Consider the following 19,530-nt stretch of genomic DNA (forward strand, 5'->3'; position numbering starts at 1 on the left):
GAAACCGGCGATGGGATGATGTACGGACGGCAGAACCACCGTAAAACCGAATGAACGCACCTGTACCGGGAGAATTCACATGGCCCCCCGCATCCTGCTGGCCCGCCACGGCCAGACGGCGTGGTCCAAACTCGGCAAGCACACCGGACGCACGGACGTGCCGATGCTGGAGGAGGGCAAGCGGGGCGCGAAGCTGCTCGGCGAGCGGCTGGCCCGCGACCCGTGGCGGGGCCTGCCCGGCCTGGAGGTCCGCACCAGCCCGCTGGTCCGCGCCAGCGAGAGCTGCGAGCTGGCGGGCTTCGGCGTCCAGGCGGAGCCGTGGGACGCGCTGATGGAGTGGGACTACGGCGACTACGAGGGCATGACCCCGGCCGAGATCCAGGCGATCCGGCCCGGCTGGCTGATCTGGCGCGACGGGGTCCCGGGCGGCGAGTCCGTCGCCGATGTCGCGGCGCGCGCGGACGAGGTGGTCGCCTGGGCCCGCTCGGCGGAGCGGGACGTCCTGGTCTTCGCGCACGGCCACATCCTGCGCACCCTGGCCGCGCGCTGGCTGGGCTTCGAAGCCTCCTTCGGCGCCCGCATCCGCCTGGAGCCCACTTCCCTCTCGGTCCTCGGCTGGGCCTATGGCTCGCCCGCCCTGGAACGCTGGAACGACACGGGCCACCTGGACGGGTAATCGCCGGCTGCGGCGCCGCTGCCGGGGGCCCCGCCCCCGGACCCCCGCGCCTCAAACGCCGGCGGGGCTGAAAGAGCGCCTCAAACGCCGGCGGGGCTGAAATTGCCCTCCCGGGCAATCCAGCCTCGCCGGGGCAAATCCAGCCCCTCCGGCGTTTGAGGAGCGGGGTTCGGGGCGGAGCCCCGGTCTTTCAGCCTCGCCGGCGTTTGAGGCGCGGGGTCTGGGGCGGAGCCCCAGCAGCTCAGGCCGACGCGTGCCGCGTCAGGAAGGCCCCCACCCGAGGAGAGCGCTGATGCGGAACAAGCGCGTCGGCCGTCTCCGACAGCTTCGACCGGATCCGGGTCGACTGGACCTGCCCCAGCAGGTCCAGCACCCGCCCCCCCGCCCACGCGGCCTCGTCCGGCGCACCCGCCCGCGCCAGATCACCCGCCAGCTCCGCCGTGTACAGGGCCACGTTCCGGGCGAAGTGCGGATCCTGGAGGTCGGCGGCCCGGCGGGCGTGCCGCGCCGCGCGCGCGTGCTCCCCGAGCGCCGCCCAGCACCGCGCCTCCAGGGATTCCAGTTCCGCCTCGCCGAAGAAGGACATCCACTCGGGGTCGGCGTCCGCCTCGCCCCGCGAGAACTCCGTGTGGGCCACCGCCAGCGCCTCCTCGCAGGCCCGGCGGTCGGCCAGCCCCGCCCACCCGCCGGCCTCCCGCAGCGCGAGCAGCGACAGCAGCCGCGGGGAACCGAGGGAGCGCGCGGCGCGGCGGCCCGCCTGGGCCGCCCGTACCGCCTCGCGGGAGCGGCCGCAGTCCCGGGCCAGGAAGGCCATGTTGCTGAAGGCGTGCGCCTCCAGGCCCGCGTCCCGCGACACCCGGGCCGTCGCCAGGGCCTCCGCGTAGTGCGAGCGGGCGTCGTCGAAGCGCCCGGAGTCGTGGGCCAGCCAGCCGACCGAGACGGCCAGTTCGCCGGCGCCCGCGTGCAGCCGGTCCTCGGTGGACTGCCGGGTGGCTCCCGCGTCGAGCAGCGCGTAGGCGGTGCGCAGGGGTTCGGCGGCCTTGCGGTACAGGGCGTCGGCCCCGTGCCGGTCGTCCAGCAGCCGGATCTGTCGTACGGCGTCCTCGACGGCGGCGGCCTCGGCCTCGCCGGCGCGGGAGGGGATGCGGCGGGCGTCGCCGAGCAGGGTGAGGCCGAGCGTCGCGGCCGCCACGGTCGCGGAGCCGCCCGCCATGAACGCGCGACGCAGCACGTCGCTCTCCTTGGGACGGGAAGAAGGGGAACGGTGGGCGGGGACGCAGGCGGGCTCGCGCAGCGCCGAGCGGCCCCGGACGCTCTCGCGCGGGGAGAATCCCAGGTCTGCCAGGGCGCGGCCGGGGAACATGTGGAGGAAGACCCGCTCGTAGGCGTAGTTGGGGCAGCGGATCTCGCCGGACTCGACCCGGCCGATGTAGCGCGCGTCGCAGGAAACCGTTTCTCCGATTTCCTTCGCCGCCCGGCGCACCAGGGCCGCGAACTCGGCCGGCGAGCGCTGCCCGCGCAGCCGCCGGAACGTGGAGTTGGGTGAGTGGGGGGACGCCGCCATGGACGTGACCTCTCTGGCAAGGAACCCAGCGCCGGTGCTGTGGAGGTGGGGCCCGGCGCGCATGAACGTACCGCCAGGGGCAGGGGGTTCATGCGATGTTTGGCTACAAAAGGGATATCTCACCCGCGATCCGCCATGAACTGCCATCCTTTGCGGCGTCTTGCCGCCGCACCTGTTGACGTTCCCGTGCGTTGAACCCATGCGGATACGGATCGAGGAGGGGTTCCCTTGGTGGAGGCCGGCATGGAGAGTACTGGAACGAGCACCGCGCCCGAGCCCGGCACGTCCCCGGAGCCGGACCTGGACCTGGACCTGGTGACCGTCCCCACCCGGCAGGGTCTGGAGGCGGTGGACATCATCCGCCGCGCCGCCAGCCAGGCCGGCGGGGTCGGACCCGTCCTGCACGACGGATCCGGCGACACCCTCGGCTTCCTCGTCCCGCCCGGCACCGCCGACGCCTGGGACCTGCCGGGCAGCGCGTGCACGCAGACCAACGGCCGCGGGATGCGCTTCGGGGACGCCGCCTCGCCCGTCGCGGGGGCCACCGGCTGGCTGCTCCCGCCGGAGGCCGTCGGACCGGTCACCGATCCCGAGGTGCTGCGCGCGGCGCTCGGCGAGGCGGCCCGGCTGATCGAGGCCGCGGACAACTGCCGCTGACCGGTCACAATGGGGTGGTGGCAGGCAAGGACAGGAACAAGGGCAAGCAGCGCGGCAGGGCTTCCGCGGAGGCGGTCGTCGGGCAGGTGGACGGCGGCCGGGCGGAGCTGGAACCGGACCGCGAGCGCGCCGGCGCCTGGACCCTGCTGATCGACGGAGCCCCGCAGTCGCACGTGGACCTGGACGATCCCGGGTACCTGGACTTCGCGTACCAGCGGCGGATCGGCCACCTGATCGACCTCGTCGCGCCCGCCCGGCAGCCCCTGAACGTGGTGCACCTGGGCGGCGGCGCCTTCACCCTCGCCCGCTACACCGCCGCCTCCCGCCCGCGCTCCACCCAGCAGATCGTGGAGATCGACGCCGCCCTCGTGGCCTTCGTACGGGAACACCTGCCGCTGGACCCGCAGGCGCGGGTCCGGGTCCGGGCGGTGGACGCGCGGGCGGGCCTGGCCAAGGTTCCGGACGGCTGGGCGGACCTCGTGATCGCGGACGTGTTCAGCGGCGCTCGGACCCCGGCGCACCTGACGAGCACCGAGTTCCTGGACGACGTACGCCGTGCCCTGGCGCCCACCGGGTGGTACGTGGCCAATCTCGCCGACGGCCCGCCGCTGGCCCATCTGCGGAGCCAGATCGCCACGGCCGCGTCCCGGTTCACGGAGCTGGCGCTGGCCGCGGATCCGGTGGTGTGGCGGGGGAAACGGTTCGGCAACGCCGTCCTCGTGGCGGCCGACCGCGAGCTGCCCGTCGCCGAATTCACCCGCCGGGTCGCGAGCGACCCGCACCCGGGCCGGGTCGAGCACGGCCGGGCCCTGGCGGACTTCGCAGGTGGGGCGGCGCCGGTCGCGGACGCCTCCGCGGTGGCCTCGCCGCAGCCGCCGCCGTCGGTCTTCCGGTAGGGCCCGGTCCGGTTCCGGATGCGGACGGGGTTCTCGCGGAGAAAGATCGGCAGAGGACTCCCGGCGGGCGGTCCCCCTGCGTAGCCTGTGAAGCCCTAGGAGGGTTGCCCCTTCTACGACGCGTTCAGGAGACGGCCAAAGATGTCTGATTTCCCCGCAACCCCCGGCGCCCCGACCCCCGGGACCCCGGCGCCCGGCGCCCCCAGCACCGCCGGTTCCGACTACACCCAGCGGCTGGCCCGCCTGGAGCAGTCCGGAATCAAGCGGCTGCTGCCGACGCAGGCGCCGTACCGGTGGAACCTGCAGCGCCTGAACCTGGGCCGGGTCCTCGACATCGGCTGCGGCCTGGGGCGGAACCTGCTCAACTGCGGCCCCGACAGCGTCGGCGTCGACCACAACCCGCACTCGGTGCAGACCTGCCGCGAGCGCGGACTGAACGCCTACACCCCCGACGAGCTGGCCGCGGCCCCGGACTGCGGGCCCGGGTCCTTCGACAGCCTGCTGGTCGCGCACGTGCTGGAGCACGTCGACGAGGAGACCGCGGCGGCGCTGCTGGAGCAGTACCTTCCGCTGGTCAAGCCGGGCGGTTCGGTCGTCATGATCACCCCGCAGGAGGTCGGCTACCGCTCGGACGCCACCCACATCCGCTGGGTCGGTTTCGAGGAGCTGCGCAGCCACGCGGGGCGGGCCGGGGTCGCGGTCCGGCGGACCTACTCCTTCCCCTTCCCCCGCCCGATGGGCAAGGTCTTCCCCTACAACGAGTTCGTGCTGGTGGGCACGGTCCCGGCATGACGGGGAAAGACACCCCCTAGGGGTCGACGATCTCGACCACCGGCGGGTGGTCGTGCCAGGTGCAGAACACCGACACCTCGCGGCCGTCCCGGGTGAAGGTGACCCGGATCCAGTAGTCCTGCTTCCATACCTGCATCCGCCACCCCGCCGCCGGGGTCGCTGAGACCAGCTCGGCCGAGGAAGCCCCCAGGTCGAAGACGACCCGGCCGCCCGAGACGGGATAGGCCTTCACCGTGTCCGCGGCCCCGCCCTCCTCCTGCTGGTACGGGCGGGGGGTGGCCGAGGGCTTCTGGGACGGCTTGCCGGAAGAGGCGTCGGCGGTCGGCGTGCCGGCCGGGGTCGGCGAGGCGGAGGGCGACGGGGAAGCGGACGCGGACTGCGGCGGCTGCGTGCCCTGCGCGTCCTGCGTCGAGGAGGACAGCGGCAGGGTGGCCAGCGGCACCGCGAGCGGCGGATCGTAGGCCGTACCCGACATGACGGTGTGCACGCCCCACCAGGACAGCGTCACCGCCGCCCCGGTGGCCAGCGTCCAGGCCATGGCATGGAGAAGTCCTCGTCGCATCAGGGCACATACTGCACCACCCGCCACAAGAGCGGCCCGCCACCCCGGTGGGTCCCCCGAATGGACTACGGTGCGGGCCATGGCAAGTGTGCTCGTGGTCGAGGACGACCAGTTCGTACGTTCCGCCCTCATCCGGCACCTGACCGAGGCCTCGCACACCGTGCGGAGCGTCGGCACGGCCCTGGAGGCCCTGCGCGAGGTCGCGCACCACCGCTTCGACGTGGTCATCCTCGACCTCGGGCTGCCCGACCTGGACGGGTCGGAGGCGCTCAAGATGCTGCGCGGCATCACCGACGTGCCGGTGATCATCGCCACCGCGCGCGACGACGAGGCGGAGATCGTCCGGCTGCTCAACGACGGCGCCGACGACTACCTGACCAAACCCTTCTCCGTGGAGCACCTCTCCGCCCGGATGGCCGCCGTGCTGCGCCGTTCCCAGGCGGCGGGGGCCGAACCGCTGTCCCGCGTCCTGCGCGTGGGCGGCCTCTCCATCGACCCGCTGCGCCGCCAGGCCGAGCTCGACGGCGCCGTACTGGACCTCACCCGGCGGGAGTTCGACCTGCTGGCCTTCCTCGCCGGGCGGCCCGGGGTGGTCGTGGCCCGGCGCGAGCTGCTCGCCGAGGTCTGGCAGCAGTCGTACGGGGACGACCAGACCATCGACGTCCACCTGTCCTGGCTGCGCCGCAAACTCGGCGAGACCGCCGCCCGGCCGCGCTACCTGCACACCCTGCGGGGCGTGGGCGTGAAGCTGGAGCCGCCGCAGTGAGGGGCGCGCCGTGAGATGGGCGCTGGTCAAGGTGTGCCTCGCGGTCACCGCGATGGTCGTCGTGGCCTTCGCCGTACCGCTCGGGCTCGTCGTCCAGGAGATGGCCAGCGACCGGGCCTTCTCCAACGCCGAGCGGCAGGCCGCCACCATCGGCCCGACCCTCTCCATCACCACCGACCCGGTGCAGCTGCGCAAGGCGGTGGAGTCCACTCAGATGGGCGCCGCCCGGCGGATGGCCGTCCACGTGCCGGCGATCGGCGCCGCCGCCCCGGTGGAGATCGGCGGGGGCTGGGCGGGCGAGCACGCCGTGGCCGAGACCCGGCGCATCGGGCGGGCCACCACCGCCTCCGTGGCGGGCGGGGGCTCGGCGCTGCTCCAGCCGACCGCGCTCGGGTCCGGGGACATCGCGGTGGTGGAGATCTACGTACCGGAGAGCGAGGTCAGCAACGGTGTCGCGACCGCCTGGCTGGTGCTCGCGGGCGTCGGACTGGCCCTGATCGTGGGCTCGGTGGCGGTCGCCGACCGGCTCGGCGCCCGGCTCGTACGGCCCGCCGAGCGGCTCGCGGACGCCGCGCACCAGCTGGGCGAGGGCAAGCTCGGCGCGCGGGTGCCGGAGGCCGGGCCGAAGGAACTCCGGTCGGCGGCCGTCGCGTTCAACGCGATGGCGGACCAGGTGGTGGAACTCCTCGCCAACGAGCGGGAGCTGGCCGCCGACCTGTCGCACCGGCTGCGGACGCCGCTGACGGTGCTGCGGCTCAACACGGCCTCGCTCGGGGACGGTCCGGCCGCCGAGCAGACCCGGGCGGCGGTGGAGCAGCTGGAGCGCGAGGTCGACACGATCATCCGTACGGCGCGCGAGCAGCGCCCGGCCACCGGCCTGGTCGGCGCGGGGGCCGGCGCGGGCGCGGGCGCCGGGTGCGATGCCTCCGAGGTGATCCGCGACCGGATGGCCTTCTGGTCGGCGCTCGCGGAGGACGAGGGCCGCGAGGTGCGGCTCGCGGGAGTGGACCGTACGGTACGGATCCCCGTGGCCCGGCCCGAACTCGCCGCCGCCCTCGACGCCATGCTCGGCAACGTCTTCCGGCACACCCCCGAGGGCACCCCCTTCGCGGTGGACGTCCACGACGCGGGGGACGCGGTCATCGTGCTCGTCTCGGACGCCGGCCCCGGCATCGCCGATCCGGACGCCGCCCTGCGCCGCGGCAACGACGGCGGCCGCGACGGGTCGACGGGCCTCGGCCTGGACATCGTGCGCCGGGTCGCGGAGTCGACGGGCGGCGACGTACGGCTGGGGCGCTCGGTGCTCGGCGGGACCGAGGTCCGGGTCTGGATCGGCCTGGACGGCCGGAGCCGCGGCGGCCCCGGCGCGGGGCGGGCCCGGCGCGGGCGGCGCGGCAACCGACGTAACCGGGGGCGCGCCTAGCAGGGTGTATGTCCCGGTATCGGTACGGTCCGCGGCATGGACACCCTCATCTTCGGCGGGCTGCTCGCCACGTTGATCGCCATGTACCGGGAGTCGTCCCGGACGGTCGTGCTCGGAGCGTGGTTCGTCATGCTGATCGCCGTCATCCTGCTGATGTCGCACCACATCACCAGCAGCCTCGCCCTGACACTGAGCTACTGACATGACCATGATGAACACCCTCCTGCCGGAGGCCCCGCCGGAGGGCGGACTGCTGGGCAAGGCCCAGTACTGGTTCGCCTGTTTCTTCGCCATCGGCTGGACGGCCGTCGTCTGCGGCGGCCTCTTCTACCAGTTCGGGATGTGGGACCACCCGTGCCCGCTCTGCATCGTGCAGCGGATGTACATGCTGCTGGCGGCGATGGGCGCGGCGTACATCATCCGTACGGCGCTGTTCCACGGCGCGGTGCCGGCCCGCGACTACATGATGGGCTGGGGCCTGTCCCTGGTCGCGGTGATCGCGGGCTCCTTCGCCTCGTGGCGGCAGACGATGCTGCACGTCCTGCCGGGTGACAAGGGGTACGGGAGCGAGGCCTTCGGCCTGCACCTGTACGTGTGGGCGTGGATCCTCTTCCAGGTCTCGGTGATCGCCATCGGCATCGCCCTGGCCTTCGCCCACTCCACGGCGGACCGCACGATCCCGGCGGCCGAGCCGGGACCGCTGCGGACGGTGGGGCAGCTCGCGCTGTGGTTCCTGGGCCTGGTCATCGCCGTGAACGTGGTGGCCGTCTTTCTGGAGGAGGGCTTCCACTGGTTCCTCCCGGACGACCCGAACCGGTACCAGTTCTTCTACGACGTGGGAATCCTGGACTGAAGCGACCCGAACCGATCTGTCTCGTACGCATCCAGGGCGCGAACCCCGCCCGACCGGCTCGGCTCAGGCCCCGCACGGACGGGGGCGCAAATGTTGCCGCGCCACCGGGCCCCGCCGAGTGTGAGCGTGATGGAAGGAGTCACGCATGAGAGTCATGCTCAGGGCCCACTTCGACACGGCCGCCACCAACGAGGGGATCGCGACCGGGGGTCTGCCGCAGGCGGTCAAGAAGCTGCTGGACACGGTCAATCCGGAGGCGGCCTACTTCGGGCTGCACGAGGGCGTGCGGTCCCTCTGGATCGTCTTCGACCTGCAGGACAGCGCGATGGTGCCGTCGCTGACGTGGGAACTGTTCCGTGACTTCAACGCCGAGATCGAGGTCGGTCCGGTCATGAGGCCCGAGGAGCTGGCGAAGGCGCTGGGGGCGTTGCAGTCTTCGTAGCGGTAGCAGGCCTTCGCGAGCCCCTGCCTCCTGTCGGTCCGGTCAGTCGGTGCCGCCGCCCGAGGTCAGGCGCTTGGCCTGGGCCCGGCCGACCTCGGCGGCGCGGTGCAGGTAGTCGGCGATGACGGCGAGCTCGGTGTCGGAGTAGCTCTCCAATACGGCGCCGAAGGCGCGGCCGGGGGTGTCCCAGGCCGCGCCGATGCGTTCGCGGGCCTCGGGGGCGAGGGAGACGAGGGAGCGGCGGCGGTCGTGCGGGTCGGCGTGCCGCTGGACGACGCCGGCCTTGACCATGCGGTCCACGAGGCGGGTGGCGGAGCCGGAGGTCAGGCCGGTGAGGCGGGCGATGTCGCCGGTGCTGACAGGTTCGGGCTCCATGTCGAGGAGGGCGACGCACTGCATGTCGGTGGGGTGCAGGCCCACGTGGTCGGCCATGGCCTGGTTGAAGAGGGAGTAGTCGGCATAGTGCCGCTGGCTCTCGGTGACGATGCGCGCGAGCAGCTCGGCGCGGCTCCATTCCGCACCCGAACGAGGGGAATCGGTTGACATCGGCTTCTCCATGCTCCAGATTTGTCTGTGTGACGCAGAGAATGTATCGCACAGAATCTGCGTGGCGTATGGATTCTACCGTCAGTCGCTCTACTTCGCTCTACTTCGCTCTACTTCGCTCTACTCCGCCTCACCTTGTTCCGAAGGGGTACCAGTCATGTCGATCCTCATCACCGGCGGCCGCGGCGCCGTCGCCCGCGGTCTCTCCGGCCTCCTCGCCTCCCACGGCATCGCGCACCGCCTCGGCTCCCGCGAGCGGGACACGCCCGGCGCCGTGCACTGCGACCTCACCGACCCGTCGACCTTCCCCGGCGCCCTCGCGGGTGTCCGCTCCGTCTTCCTCTATGCCGAGGCCTCCGGCATCGACGCCTTCATCAAGGAGGCCGTCGCCGCGGGCGTGGAGCACGTCGTGCTCCTGTCCTCCTCCTCGGTGCTCGGCCCCGGCGCCGCCGACAGCCCGCTGTCCGCGTCCCACCTCGCCGTCGAGCAGGCGCTGCAGGCCTCCCCGCTGCACACCACCCTGCTGCGTCCGGGGTCCTTCGCGAGCAATGCCCGGGGCTGGGCCTGGGCGATGAAGTCCGGCCGCCCGGTCCACCTGCCCTACCCCGGCGCCTACGCCGACCCGGTCCACGAGGCCGACCTCGCCGAGGCCGCCTTCGCCGTCCTCACCGACCCCGCCCTGGGCGGCCGCGCCTACACGCTGACCGGCCCGCAGGCGCTGACCTTCGCGGCCCAGATCGCGATACTCGGCGAAGTCCTCGGCCGCTCCATACCCTTCGAGGCCGTCTCCGCCGAGCAGTGGAAGGCCGAGGTCGACGGTTATGTGCCCGGCCCCTACGCCGATGCGCTCCTGGAGTACTGGGCGTCCAGCGACGGCCTTCCCGTCGAGATCACCCATGCCGTCGAGCACCTCACCGGCCACCCGGCGCGCACCTTCAAGGCGTGGGCCGAGGACCACGCCGACGCCTTCGCGGTCTGAGGTGCGGGGGAGTGGCCTCAGGTGAGGGAGTCGATCCAGCGCTCCAGGCGGCGGGCCTCGGTGGTCATGAGTTCCGGGTCGCGGAAGGTGTTGGTGAGCAGGGAGATGCCCTGGTAGGCGGCGATCAGGGCGACCGCGAGTTCGCGGGCGTCGGCGCGGCCCATCTCCCGGAACTGCTGCTCGGCCCAGTCGAGAAGGGCCCGCATGACCGAGGCGATCGACTGGTCGAGTCCGTCGGCGCGCTTGTCGAGTTCCGAGGCGAGGGTGCCGGTGGGGCAGCCGTACCGGGCGGTGAGCTCGCGCTGTTCGACCCAGCCGTTCAGCAGGGCCTTCAGGCGGCTTTGGGGGGTGGGGAGTTCGTCGAGGGCGGTGATCAGTCCCCGCAGGGTCTGGGCGTGCGCGTCGATCGCGGCCTCTACGAGCTGGTCCTTGGTCTTGAAGTAGTAGTAGACGTTGCCGACCGGGACCTCCGCCGCCTGGGCGATGTCCGCGAGCGTGGTCTGGGCGACGCCCTGTGTGTGGAGCACCTGCGCCGCGGCGGCCGCCAGCCGCTCCCGCTTGCCGGACGCCCGCCGGCCCTTCCTTGAGTCAGTCACCTGACTAACTATAGACGAGCGCCCGGAGGGCGGGCTATGGTCGCAACTAAGTCAGCCAACTAACTCATGGGGAGTCGTCGTGATCGTAGTGACGGGTGCGACCGGGAATGTCGGACGGGAACTCGTACGGATCCTCGCCGAGAGCGGTGAGCAGGTCACCGCCGTCTCCCGGCGGTCGGCGCACGTGCCCGACGGGGTCCGCCACCACCGAGGTGACCTCGCCGAGCCGGAGAGCCTGCGTCCCGCGCTCGCGGGAGCCGGTGCGCTGTTCCTGCTCGTCGCCGGCGAGGACCCGCAGGGCATCCTCGAACGGGCCGAGGCCGCCGGGGTGCGCCGCGTCGTGCTGCTCTCGACCCAGGGGGTCGGGACCCGCCCGGCGGTCTACCGGCACCCCGCGCGGTTCGAGGCCGCCGTCCGCGGGACCGGCCTGGAGTGGACGATCCTGCGCTCCGGCGGCCTGAACTCCAACGCCTACGCCTGGACCGAGACGATCCGTACGGGGCGGACCGCCGCCGCGCCGTTCGGTGACGTCGGGCTCCCGACCGTCGATCCGGCGGATGTCGCCGAGGTCGCCGCCGGGGTCCTGCGCGAACCGGGCCACGCGGGCCGGACCTACGAGCTCACCGGGCCCGCCCTGGTCACCCCGAAGGACCGGGCCGCGGCGATAGGCGCGGCCCTGGGCGAGCCCGTCCGGTTCGTCGAACAGACCCGGGAGGAGGCCCGCGCCCAGATGCTGGCCTTCATGCCCGAGCCGGTCGTGGAGGGCACCCTCGGGATCCTCGGCGAACCGCTGCCCGCCGAACTGACGCCGAGCCCCGCCGTGGAGCGGATCCTGGGCCGCGCGCCCCGCCCCTTCGCCGACTGGGCGGCCCGCTCCGCCCCCGCCTTCCGCTGACCGCCGCCCGGTGGATTCAGAAGGCCCCCTTCCGGGCCAGGCGGGCGTACCAGTGGGCGCTGGAGCGCGGGGTGCGGGCCTGGGTCTCGTAGTCGACGTGCACGATGCCGAAGCGCTTGCTGTAGCCGTAGGACCACTCGAAGTTGTCCAGCAGTGACCAGAGGAAGTAGCCCTCGACCGGGGCGCCGTCCGCCAACGCGCGGTGGAGGGCGGCGAGGTGGGCCTCCAGGTAGGCGATGCGCGGCGGGTCGTCCAGGTCCGGGGCGTACGCGGCGCCGTTCTCGGTGACCAGCAGCGGCAGGCCGGGCGCCTCGCGGGCGAAGCGCATCAGCAGGTCGTACAGGCCGGTCGGGTCGATCGACCAGTTCATGTCGGTCCGCTCGCCCGGGGGCTGGTGGAAGGCCACCGAGTCCGCCGCGGGCCAGGGGGAGTGGGCGGTGGAACCGTGGCCGTCGGCGCGCGGGCCGTGCCCGTCGGTGGCCGCCGACACCACCGCCGGGGTGTAGTAGTTCACGCCGAGGAAGTCCAGCGGCTGGTGGATCAGCGCCTCGTCGCCGGGGCGGACGAACGACCAGTCCGTGACCGCGGCGGTGTCCGCGAGCAGGTCCTGCGGGTAGGCGCCGAGCAGCAGCGGCCCGGTGAAGATCCGGTTGGCCAGGGCGTCGATGCGGCGCTGTGCGTCCACGTCGGCCGCCGAGCCGGTCAGCGGCCGGACCGCGCTGGGGTTGAGGGCGATGCCGACCCGGGCCCGGGCGGGCAGGGCGGCGGCGGCCAGGCCGTGGGCCAGGTTGAGGTGGTGGGCGGCGCGCAGGGAGTCGGCCGGCGAGGTGCGGCCGGGGGCGTGGACCCCGGAGGCGTAGCCCAGGAAGGCGCTGCACCAGGGCTCGTTGAGAGTGGTCCAGAGCTCCACCCGGTCGCCCAGCGCCTCCGCGACCTGGGAGGCGTACCGGGCGAAGGCGTAGGCCGTCTCCCGTTCGGGCCAGCCCCCGGCGCTCTCCAGCCCCTGCGGCAGGTCCCAGTGGTACAGGGTCACGCAGGGCCGGATCCCGTAGGAGAGCAGCTCGTCGACGAGCGCGTCGTAGAAGCCGATCCCGCCGGCGAGCACCCGCGGCCAGGACACCGAGAACCGGTACGCCCCGAGCCCGAGTTCGGCCATCAGCCGGACGTCCTCCCGCCACAGCCTGTGGTGGTCGACGGCCACCTCGCCCGTGTGGCCGCCGTACACCTTCCCCGGCGTGCGGCAGAAGGTGTCCCAGATGGACGGCCCGCGCAGCTCGGCCGCGCCCTCGATCTGGAAGGCCGCCGTGGCCGCGCCCCACAGGAAACCCTCGGGAAAGCGCATATCCGTCATCTCAATCTCCTTGCGGGGAAACCGGCTTCAGCCGGGGGAGGGAACGCACCCTTGGGTGGGAGTCACGCGGTAGGGAGTTTCGCTGGGTGATCCGTTGGCCCGGGCTTGTGTTCGGATCGTGATCGCCCTTAGCGTCCAGGGGTGTGGGGACTTTGTGCGTAAAGCGGGCGTTCAAGTACCGCTTCTATCCGAGCGATGCGCAGGCAGCAGAGCTGTCACGGACGTTCGGGTGTGTGCGGAAGGTCTACAACCTTGGCCTTGCTGCCCGCGCCGAGGCCTGGGCCGAGGGCGGGCGCCGTGTGAACTATGAGCAGACGTCGGCGATGCTCACGGCGTGGAAGAGGACCGAAGAGCTGGCCTACCTTGCAGAGGTGTCCTGTGTCCCGTTGCAGCAGGCGCTCAGACACTTGCAGAGTGCGTTCGCGGGATTCTGGGGGAAGCGGGCGCAGCGCCCGCGCTTCAAGTCGAAGCGGAAGTCCCGGGCCTCGGCCGAGTACACACGAAGTGCGTTCCGCTATGCCGACGGCCGGCTCAGTCTGGCAAGGATGGCGGAGCCATTGGATGTCGTGTGGTCCCGTCCGCTGCCCGTGGGTGTGGAGCCGACCACGGTCACAGTGTCCCGCGACAGTGCCGGGCACTGGTTCGTGTCCCTGCTCTGCGAGGACACCCCCGCCGCCTTGCCGCACACCACGAACACGGTCGGTATTGACGTCGGGCTGACAGCCCTGATCACCCTGTCCACCGGGGAGAAGATCGCCAACCCTCAGCATGAACGCAAGGACCGGAATCGGCTGGCCAAAGCCCAGCGCGCTCTCTCTCGTAAGGTGAAGGGCAGCAAGAACCGGGCAGAGGCCCGCACCCACGTGGCCAGGATCCATGCCCGGATCGGCGACCGTCGCGGGGATCACCTGCACAAGCTGACGACTCGACTCGTGCGCGAAAACCAAACGCTCGTGATCGAGGACCTCACCGTCCGCAACATGCTCAAGAACCACCGCCTCGCCAGATCCGTCTCGGACGCGGCCTGGCGGGAGCTGCGGAGCATGCTGGAGTACAAGGCGGCTTGGTACGGGCGCCAACTCGTCGTCGTCGACCGATGGTTCCCCAGCACACACCTGTGCTCTGTCTGTGGTGCCCTCACTGAAAAGATGCCCCTCAACGTCCGTGAATGGACGTGCGACGCCTGCGGGACGACCCACGATCGGGACGCCAACGCAGCGATCAATCTCCTGGCCGCCGGGCTGGCGGCTACTGCCTGTGGAGCGGGCGTAAGACCTCAAGGGGAGTCCTCCTCCCTGTCGGGGCAGCGCGCGGTGAAGCAGGAATGCCAACCTGCGAGGGTGGGAATCTCCGCCCGATAGGGAGGAGAGGAAGTCAACCCTTGACCGCTCCCTGCATGATGCCGCCGACGATCTGGCGGCCGAAGACGAGGAACACCAGCAGCAGCGGGAGCGTGCCCAGCAGCGCGCCCGCCATGATCACCGACTGGTCCGGGATGTAGCCCCGGCCCAGCCCGGTCAGGGCCACCTGCACCGTCGGGCTGCCGTTCTGGGTCAGCGCGACGATCGGCCAGAAGAAGTCGTTCCAGGCCATGACGAAGGTCAGCATGGCCAGCACCGCCATCGCCGGCCGGGCCGCCGGGAACACCACGTGCCACACGATCCGCAGCGAACTCGCCCCGTCCGTGCGCGCCGCCTCCACCAGCTCCGACGGCAGCGCCTGGGCCAGGTACTGCCGCATGAAGAAGACCCCGAAGGCGGAGACCAGGGTCGGCAGGATCACCGCCTGGAGCCGGTCCGTCCAGGACAGCCGGGCGATCAGCATGTACAGCGGGACCACGCTCAGTTGCGGCGGGATCAGCATCGTCCCCACCACCAGCGTCATCAGCAGCCGCCTGCCCCGGAAGCGGAGTTTGGCGAAGGCGAAGCCCGCCAGGGTGGAGAAGACGACCGTCCCGGCCGCCACCGTCCCCGCCACGATCACCGTGTTCAGCAGGGCCGTGCCCATGTTGGCGTCGGTCCACGCGACCTGGAGGTTGCGCCCCAGGTTCCCGCCGAACCAGAACGGCGGCGGGGTCTGGGCCAGGCGCGTGTTGCTCCGGGAGGCCGCGATCGCCGTCCACACGAGCGGGAAGAGCGAGCCGGCCGTGAAGAGGGCGAGCACCAGGTAGGTGAGCCGGCCCGCGCGCAATGACCTCATCAGGAGTCCTTCCGTCCGCGCAGCAGCCGCGCCGCCCCGGCGATCAGCAGCAGGATCAGGAACATCGCCCACGCGATGGCCGAGGCCCGCCCGAGGTGCAGGTTCACCCAGCCCTGCTCGTACAGGTACAGCCCGAGCGTCTGGAACTGGTGGTCCGAGCCGCCCGTCGCGCCCGCCCCGCCGTTGAACAGCAGCGGCTCACCGAACAGCTGGGTCGCCCCGATCGTCGACACCACACAGGTGAAGAAGATCGTCGGCCGCAGCGAGGGCACCGTCACGTGGACGAACTGCTGCCAGCGCGAGGCCCCGTCCAGTGCGGCGGACTCGTACAGCTCGCCCGGCACGGCCTGCATGGCCGCCAGGTAGATCAGCGCGTTGTAGCCGGTCCACCGCCAGATCACGATGGTGGAGACCGCCAGCTGGGAGGCGAAGGTTCCGTTCTGCCAGTCGACCGCCCCGAAACCCAGGGACGAGAGCGCCCAGTTGACCATCCCGTAGTCCCGGCCGAAGAGCAGCACGAAGACGAGGGTCGCGGCCGCCACCGAGGTCGCGTACGGGGTGAGCACCGCGACCCGGAAGAAGGCGGAGCCGCGCAGCCTGTAGTTGAGCAGGTGCGCCAGCCCGAGCGCGATCGCCAGCTGCGGCACCGTGGACAGCAGCCCGATGGTGAGCGTGTTGCGCAGCGCGTTCCAGAAGAACTCGTCGTCCCACAGCCGGGTGAAGTTCTTCAGCCCCACCCACGTCATGCTGTCCGGATCGGTCAGCTCCACCTGGTGCAGCGCCGCCCAGCCCGTGTAGAGCAGCGGGAACAGCCCGAAGGCGGCGAAGAAGAGGAAGAAGGGCGCCACGAAGGCGTACGGGCTCCAGCGCAGGTCCCAGCGGTAGCGGCGCGAGCGCCACACCTGGCTCCGCCGGCCCCGGCCGTCCCCCTCCGCCGCCGGCCGCTTCGGGCCGACGGTGGAGGGGGACAGGACAGCCGTCTCGTCCGTCACGGGCGCCTCACTGGTCCAGGGCGTTGTCGATCGCCTTCACCGCGGCCTCCCAGCCCTCCTGCGGGCTGCGGCCCTTCTGGTCGACCTGGAGCATCCCGATGTCCGCCAGGTTCTGCGCGATCACCAGGTCCTTCGGGCCGACCACGGTCACCGGCACCCCCTCGGCCGCCTGCGCGAAGATCTCGCCGATCGGGGCGCCGCCGAAGTACGCGTGCTGCGCGCCCGACACCGCCGGCAGCTTGTACGCGGCGCTCGCGCTCGGGAAACTGCCCCGCTTCTCGAAGAGCTTCGCCTGCTGCGCCGGAGCCGTCAGCCAGGCCGCCAGCTTCGCCGCCTCCTCGGTGTGCTTGCCCGCCTTCGGCACCACCAGGAAGGAGCCGCCCCAGTTGCTGGGCTTCGGCGCCTGCGCCACGTCCCACTTGTCCTTGCCCGCCGGGCCCGCCTTGTCCTGGATGTAGCCGAGCATCCAGGCCGGGCAGGAGACCGTCGCGAAGGAGCCGTTGGCGAAGCCCTGGTCCCAGGCGGGGGTGAACTGCTGGAGCTTGGCGCTCAGCCCCTCGGTGGCGAAGGAGGCCGCCAGGTCGAAGGCCCCGCGCACCGCCGGGTTGGTCTTGTAGACGACCTTGCCCTGATCGTCGTAGAACCGCTGGGCGCTGCTGCCGGTCACCGCCGCCATCACGCCCGAGGCGGAGTCCACGAAGGCCTTCCCGTCGCCGGCCTTCGCCTTGTAGGCCTTGCCCGTCTCCAGGTACTTGTTCCAGTCGCCGGCCCACAGCGCCCCGACCGCCGCCCGGTCACCGGGCAGCCCGGCCGCCTCGAAGAGGTCCTTGCGGTAGCAGATGCCCTGCGGGCCGATGTCGGTGCCGAGGCCGACCGTGGCGCCGCCCTTCGCCGCGCTCGCCGTGCCCTGCGCCCACTTCCACGGCAGGTACGCGGCCTTGTCCACGCCGGGCGCCTTGCCCAGGTCCACCAGCTTGTCGGCCTGGGTGGCGGTGATCTCGGCGATGTTGTTGACCTCGACGGCCTGGATGTCGGCGAGCCCGCTGCCCGTGCCCAGGTGGGTGAGGAGCTGGGGGTAGTAGTTCTCGTTCCGCTCGATGGAGGTCTGCTCGATGCGGATCCCGGGATTCTGCGCCATGTACTCGTCGTAGAGGCCGGCCTCCTGGAGGCCGAAGGCCCCGAACACCCCGACGGTGAGGGTGGTCTTCGCCTTGCCGTCGCCGCCCGGGGCGCCCTTGTCGGGGCCCTCCTTCGGGTCCTGCGCGCATCCCGCGAGAAGCAGGGCCGCCGCCCCCACCGCCGTGACTGTCGTGACGAGGCTTCTTCGGGCTCGTGCTCGGGCTCGTGACCGGGCCTGGACTTGGGCTCGCATGGGCTTCCTCCCTGAAGGACGAAACGTGCCGGGGTGTCGTGTGCCACAGTGTGGGAGCGCTCCCACAGTCGTCAAGAGGTAGATTCACAACCGGGAGGAAGCCATGAACGGGCATGGGCGCAGTGGGGGACGACCGACCCTGGAGGAGGTCGCGGCGCGCGCCGGAGTCGGGCGCGGCACGGTCTCCCGGGTGATCAACGGATCCTCCAAGGTCAGCGAGCACACCAGGGCCGCCGTCGAGGCGGCCGTCGCCGAGCTGGGGTACGTACCCAACCGCGCGGCCCGGGCGCTCGCGGCCAACCGCACCGACGCCATCGCCCTCGTGATCCCCGAGCCCGAGGCCCGCTTCTTCGCCGAGCCCTACTTCTCCGAGGTGGTCCGCGGGGTCGGCGCCGCCCTCGCCGAGACCGACGTCCAGCTCGTCCTCACCCTGGCGGGCAGCGACCGCGAGCGCCGCCGCCTCGCCCAGTACCTGTCCGGGCACCGCGTCGACGGGGTGCTGCTCGTCTCCGTCCACGCCGGGGACCCGCTGCCGGAGCTCCTCGCGGAGCTCGGCATCCCGACGGTGATCAGCGGCCGCCGCTCCGCCGCCGAGACCCTGCCCTGCGTGGACTCCGACAACCTGGCGGGCGCGGCCGAGGCCGTGCGCCACCTCCTCGATCGGGGCCGGCGCACCCTGGCCACGATCACCGGCCCCCTGGACGTGTACGGGGCCCAGTGCCGCCTCGACGGCTACCGGCAGGCCCTGACTGCCGCCGGACACCCCGTCGACGAGCAGCTGATCGCGGTCGGCGACTTCACCGAGGACGGCGGCCGCCGGGCCATGCGCGAGCTGCTGGAGCGCCGCCCCGGGCTCGACGCGGTCTTCGCCGCCTCGGACGTCATGGCGGCCGGCGCCCGGCGGGAGCTGCGCGCGGCCGGCCGCCGGATACCGCAGGACGTGGCGCTGGTCGGCTTCGACGACTCGGTGGTGGCCCGGCACATGGACCCGCCGCTGACCAGCGTCCGCCAGCCGATCGAGGAGATGGGCCGGACCATGGCGCGGCTGCTGCTGGAGAGGATCGCGGGGGAGCCGGCCGAGCAGAGCGTCGTACTGCCGAACCGCCTGGTGGTCCGCGAATCCTCGTAGGAACGCAGAAGGCCCCGGTCGCTTTCGCGACCGGGGCCTTCTCGCAGGGTGAGTGACGGGACTTGAACCCGCGGCCACCTGGACCACAACCAGGTGCTCTACCAACTGAGCTACACCCACCATGTCCGGTCGGAAAACCGACCGGCCGAAGAAAAGGGTACAGGGTCCGGGAGGGTGCTCGCGCCCCCGTTTCCCCGCGCCCCTCTCCGGGAGGTGCTAGGCGCCCGGAGAGGCGTGCTTGGCGGCGATGGTCCGGGCGGTGTCCGAGTCGGGCCCGGGCTGCGGAACGAAGACCGCCTCCCGGTAGTAGCGCAGCTCGGTGATCGAGTCCTTGATGTCCGCCAGCGCCCGGTGGTTGCCGTTCTTCGGCGGGCTGTTGAAGTACGCCCGCGGGTACCAGCGGCGCGCCAGCTCCTTGACCGAGGAGACATCCACGATCCGGTAGTGCAGGTAGCTCTCCAGCGCGGCCATGTCGCGCAGCAGGAAACCGCGGTCGGTTCCGACCGAGTTCCCGCAGAGCGGCGCCTTGCGGGGCTCCTTCACGTGCTCCCGTACGTACGCCAGGACCTGCGCCTCGGCATCCGCGAGGGTGGTCCCGCCGGCCAGCTCGTCGAGCAGGCCGGAGGAGGTGTGCATCTCGCGGACCACGTCGGGCATGGTCTCCAGGGCGGCGTCCGGCGGGCGGATCACGATGTCCACGCCTTCGCCGAGCACGTTGAGCTCCGAGTCGGTGACCAGTGCGGCCACCTCGATAAGTGCGTCGTCCGTCAACGAGAGCCCGGTCATCTCGCAGTCGATCCACACCATGCGATCGTTCATGTGTCCCACCTTATGCGGTCC

The 19,530-nt window shown here is 72.1% G+C and carries 22 protein-coding genes and 1 tRNA gene; 13 read left to right on the plus strand and 10 right to left on the minus strand.

The window, feature by feature from the left end; all coding sequences use genetic code 11:
- The first annotated feature begins 79 nt into the window (after positions 1 to 79).
- The gene (locus ACZ45T_RS04000; RefSeq protein WP_468437216.1) at positions 80 to 676 is read left to right on the plus strand and encodes a histidine phosphatase family protein; all 597 of its coding nucleotides are present in this window, start codon (positions 80 to 82) and stop codon (positions 674 to 676) included.
- Positions 677 to 917: 241 nt separating this feature from the next.
- On the opposite strand, the gene ACZ45T_RS04005 is transcribed toward ACZ45T_RS04000, so the two are convergent.
- On the minus strand, positions 918 to 2,240 hold the full coding sequence (locus ACZ45T_RS04005) for a tetratricopeptide repeat protein (protein WP_468437217.1): 1,323 nt from the start codon (positions 2,238 to 2,240) through the stop codon (positions 918 to 920).
- A gap of 243 nt (positions 2,241 to 2,483) precedes the next feature.
- On the opposite strand from ACZ45T_RS04005, the gene ACZ45T_RS04010 reads away from it, so the two are divergent.
- The 3 genes from ACZ45T_RS04010 (at position 2,484) to ACZ45T_RS04020 (ending at position 4,585) form a co-directional block, all read left to right on the plus strand.
- On the plus strand, positions 2,484 to 2,897 hold the full coding sequence (locus ACZ45T_RS04010; RefSeq protein ID WP_468437218.1) for a hypothetical protein: 414 nt from the start codon (positions 2,484 to 2,486) through the stop codon (positions 2,895 to 2,897).
- A gap of 17 nt (positions 2,898 to 2,914) precedes the next feature.
- Positions 2,915 to 3,793, plus strand: a complete 879-nt coding sequence (locus ACZ45T_RS04015; RefSeq protein WP_468437220.1) for a spermidine synthase — start codon at positions 2,915 to 2,917, stop codon at positions 3,791 to 3,793.
- A 141-nt stretch (positions 3,794 to 3,934) separates the two neighbouring features.
- The gene (locus ACZ45T_RS04020) at positions 3,935 to 4,585 is read left to right on the plus strand and encodes a class I SAM-dependent methyltransferase (protein WP_468437222.1); all 651 of its coding nucleotides are present in this window, start codon (positions 3,935 to 3,937) and stop codon (positions 4,583 to 4,585) included.
- Between the two features lie 16 nt (positions 4,586 to 4,601).
- On the opposite strand, the gene ACZ45T_RS04025 is transcribed toward ACZ45T_RS04020, so the two are convergent.
- The gene (locus ACZ45T_RS04025) at positions 4,602 to 5,147 is read right to left on the minus strand and encodes a hypothetical protein (RefSeq protein WP_468437224.1); all 546 of its coding nucleotides are present in this window, start codon (positions 5,145 to 5,147) and stop codon (positions 4,602 to 4,604) included.
- A 79-nt stretch (positions 5,148 to 5,226) separates the two neighbouring features.
- On the opposite strand from ACZ45T_RS04025, the gene ACZ45T_RS04030 reads away from it, so the two are divergent.
- From ACZ45T_RS04030 to ACZ45T_RS04050, 5 genes are all read left to right on the plus strand, one after another.
- Positions 5,227 to 5,913 (plus strand): response regulator transcription factor, encoded by a 687-nt coding sequence (locus ACZ45T_RS04030; protein WP_468437226.1) that lies wholly within the window; start codon positions 5,227 to 5,229, stop codon positions 5,911 to 5,913.
- A gap of 10 nt (positions 5,914 to 5,923) precedes the next feature.
- Positions 5,924 to 7,336: a sensor histidine kinase gene (locus ACZ45T_RS04035; protein WP_468437228.1), complete on the plus strand. Its 1,413-nt coding sequence runs from the start codon at positions 5,924 to 5,926 to the stop codon at positions 7,334 to 7,336.
- 36 nt (positions 7,337 to 7,372) lie between these two features.
- Positions 7,373 to 7,537: a DUF5993 family protein gene (locus ACZ45T_RS04040; RefSeq protein ID WP_468437230.1), complete on the plus strand. Its 165-nt coding sequence runs from the start codon at positions 7,373 to 7,375 to the stop codon at positions 7,535 to 7,537.
- A 1-nt stretch (position 7,538) separates the two neighbouring features.
- On the plus strand, positions 7,539 to 8,189 hold the full coding sequence (locus tag ACZ45T_RS04045; protein ID WP_468437232.1) for a disulfide bond formation protein B: 651 nt from the start codon (positions 7,539 to 7,541) through the stop codon (positions 8,187 to 8,189).
- Positions 8,190 to 8,334: 145 nt separating this feature from the next.
- Positions 8,335 to 8,631 carry a hypothetical protein gene (locus tag ACZ45T_RS04050; RefSeq protein WP_468437234.1) on the plus strand — a complete coding sequence of 99 codons (297 nt, stop codon included), beginning with the start codon at positions 8,335 to 8,337 and terminating at the stop codon, positions 8,629 to 8,631.
- Between the two features lie 42 nt (positions 8,632 to 8,673).
- Here ACZ45T_RS04050 and ACZ45T_RS04055 read toward each other — a convergent pair whose 3' ends face one another.
- Entirely contained in the window at positions 8,674 to 9,177 is a 504-nt protein-coding gene (locus ACZ45T_RS04055) for a MarR family winged helix-turn-helix transcriptional regulator (protein ID WP_468437236.1), read from the minus strand.
- Positions 9,178 to 9,334: 157 nt separating this feature from the next.
- On the opposite strand from ACZ45T_RS04055, the gene ACZ45T_RS04060 reads away from it, so the two are divergent.
- Complete coding sequence (locus tag ACZ45T_RS04060) at positions 9,335 to 10,156, plus strand: NAD(P)H-binding protein (protein ID WP_468437238.1); 822 nt, start codon at positions 9,335 to 9,337, stop codon at positions 10,154 to 10,156.
- 17 nt (positions 10,157 to 10,173) lie between these two features.
- Here ACZ45T_RS04060 and ACZ45T_RS04065 read toward each other — a convergent pair whose 3' ends face one another.
- The gene (locus ACZ45T_RS04065; protein WP_468437240.1) at positions 10,174 to 10,752 is read right to left on the minus strand and encodes a TetR/AcrR family transcriptional regulator; all 579 of its coding nucleotides are present in this window, start codon (positions 10,750 to 10,752) and stop codon (positions 10,174 to 10,176) included.
- 79 nt (positions 10,753 to 10,831) lie between these two features.
- On the opposite strand from ACZ45T_RS04065, the gene ACZ45T_RS04070 reads away from it, so the two are divergent.
- Positions 10,832 to 11,647, plus strand: a complete 816-nt coding sequence (locus tag ACZ45T_RS04070) for an SDR family oxidoreductase (RefSeq protein ID WP_468437242.1) — start codon at positions 10,832 to 10,834, stop codon at positions 11,645 to 11,647.
- A 16-nt stretch (positions 11,648 to 11,663) separates the two neighbouring features.
- Here the strand turns inward: ACZ45T_RS04070 and ACZ45T_RS04075 are convergent, their stop codons facing one another.
- Positions 11,664 to 12,998 carry a GH1 family beta-glucosidase gene (locus ACZ45T_RS04075; RefSeq protein WP_468437244.1) on the minus strand — a complete coding sequence of 445 codons (1,335 nt, stop codon included), beginning with the start codon at positions 12,996 to 12,998 and terminating at the stop codon, positions 11,664 to 11,666.
- 152 nt (positions 12,999 to 13,150) lie between these two features.
- Here ACZ45T_RS04075 and ACZ45T_RS04080 point away from each other — a divergent pair, with 152 nt between their 5' ends.
- Positions 13,151 to 14,359, plus strand: a complete 1,209-nt coding sequence (locus ACZ45T_RS04080; RefSeq protein WP_468437999.1) for an RNA-guided endonuclease InsQ/TnpB family protein — start codon at positions 13,151 to 13,153, stop codon at positions 14,357 to 14,359.
- A gap of 13 nt (positions 14,360 to 14,372) precedes the next feature.
- Here the strand turns inward: ACZ45T_RS04080 and ACZ45T_RS04085 are convergent, their stop codons facing one another.
- From ACZ45T_RS04085 to ACZ45T_RS04095, 3 genes are read right to left on the minus strand one after another with little or no spacing between them, the layout of a single operon-like run.
- Positions 14,373 to 15,197 carry a carbohydrate ABC transporter permease gene (locus tag ACZ45T_RS04085; RefSeq protein ID WP_468437246.1) on the minus strand — a complete coding sequence of 275 codons (825 nt, stop codon included), beginning with the start codon at positions 15,195 to 15,197 and terminating at the stop codon, positions 14,373 to 14,375.
- Entirely contained in the window at positions 15,197 to 16,189 is a 993-nt protein-coding gene (locus ACZ45T_RS04090) for a carbohydrate ABC transporter permease (protein WP_468437248.1), read from the minus strand. Before ACZ45T_RS04090 ends, ACZ45T_RS04085 begins: the two co-directional genes overlap by 1 nt.
- Positions 16,190 to 16,196: 7 nt before the next feature.
- Positions 16,197 to 17,561, minus strand: a complete 1,365-nt coding sequence (locus ACZ45T_RS04095) for an ABC transporter substrate-binding protein (protein ID WP_468437250.1) — start codon at positions 17,559 to 17,561, stop codon at positions 16,197 to 16,199.
- A 103-nt stretch (positions 17,562 to 17,664) separates the two neighbouring features.
- Between ACZ45T_RS04095 and ACZ45T_RS04100 the strand changes: the two genes are divergently transcribed.
- Complete coding sequence (locus ACZ45T_RS04100) at positions 17,665 to 18,690, plus strand: LacI family DNA-binding transcriptional regulator (protein WP_468437252.1); 1,026 nt, start codon at positions 17,665 to 17,667, stop codon at positions 18,688 to 18,690.
- Positions 18,691 to 18,737: 47 nt separating this feature from the next.
- Here ACZ45T_RS04100 and ACZ45T_RS04105 read toward each other — a convergent pair.
- Positions 18,738 to 18,810: transfer RNA gene (locus ACZ45T_RS04105), tRNA-His, on the minus strand.
- A 96-nt stretch (positions 18,811 to 18,906) separates the two neighbouring features.
- Positions 18,907 to 19,509 carry an oligoribonuclease gene (orn, locus tag ACZ45T_RS04110; protein WP_468437254.1) on the minus strand — a complete coding sequence of 201 codons (603 nt, stop codon included), beginning with the start codon at positions 19,507 to 19,509 and terminating at the stop codon, positions 18,907 to 18,909.
- Between the last annotated feature and the right edge of the window lie 21 nt (positions 19,510 to 19,530).

Source organism: Streptomyces sp. NPDC030995, assembly GCF_055571215.1.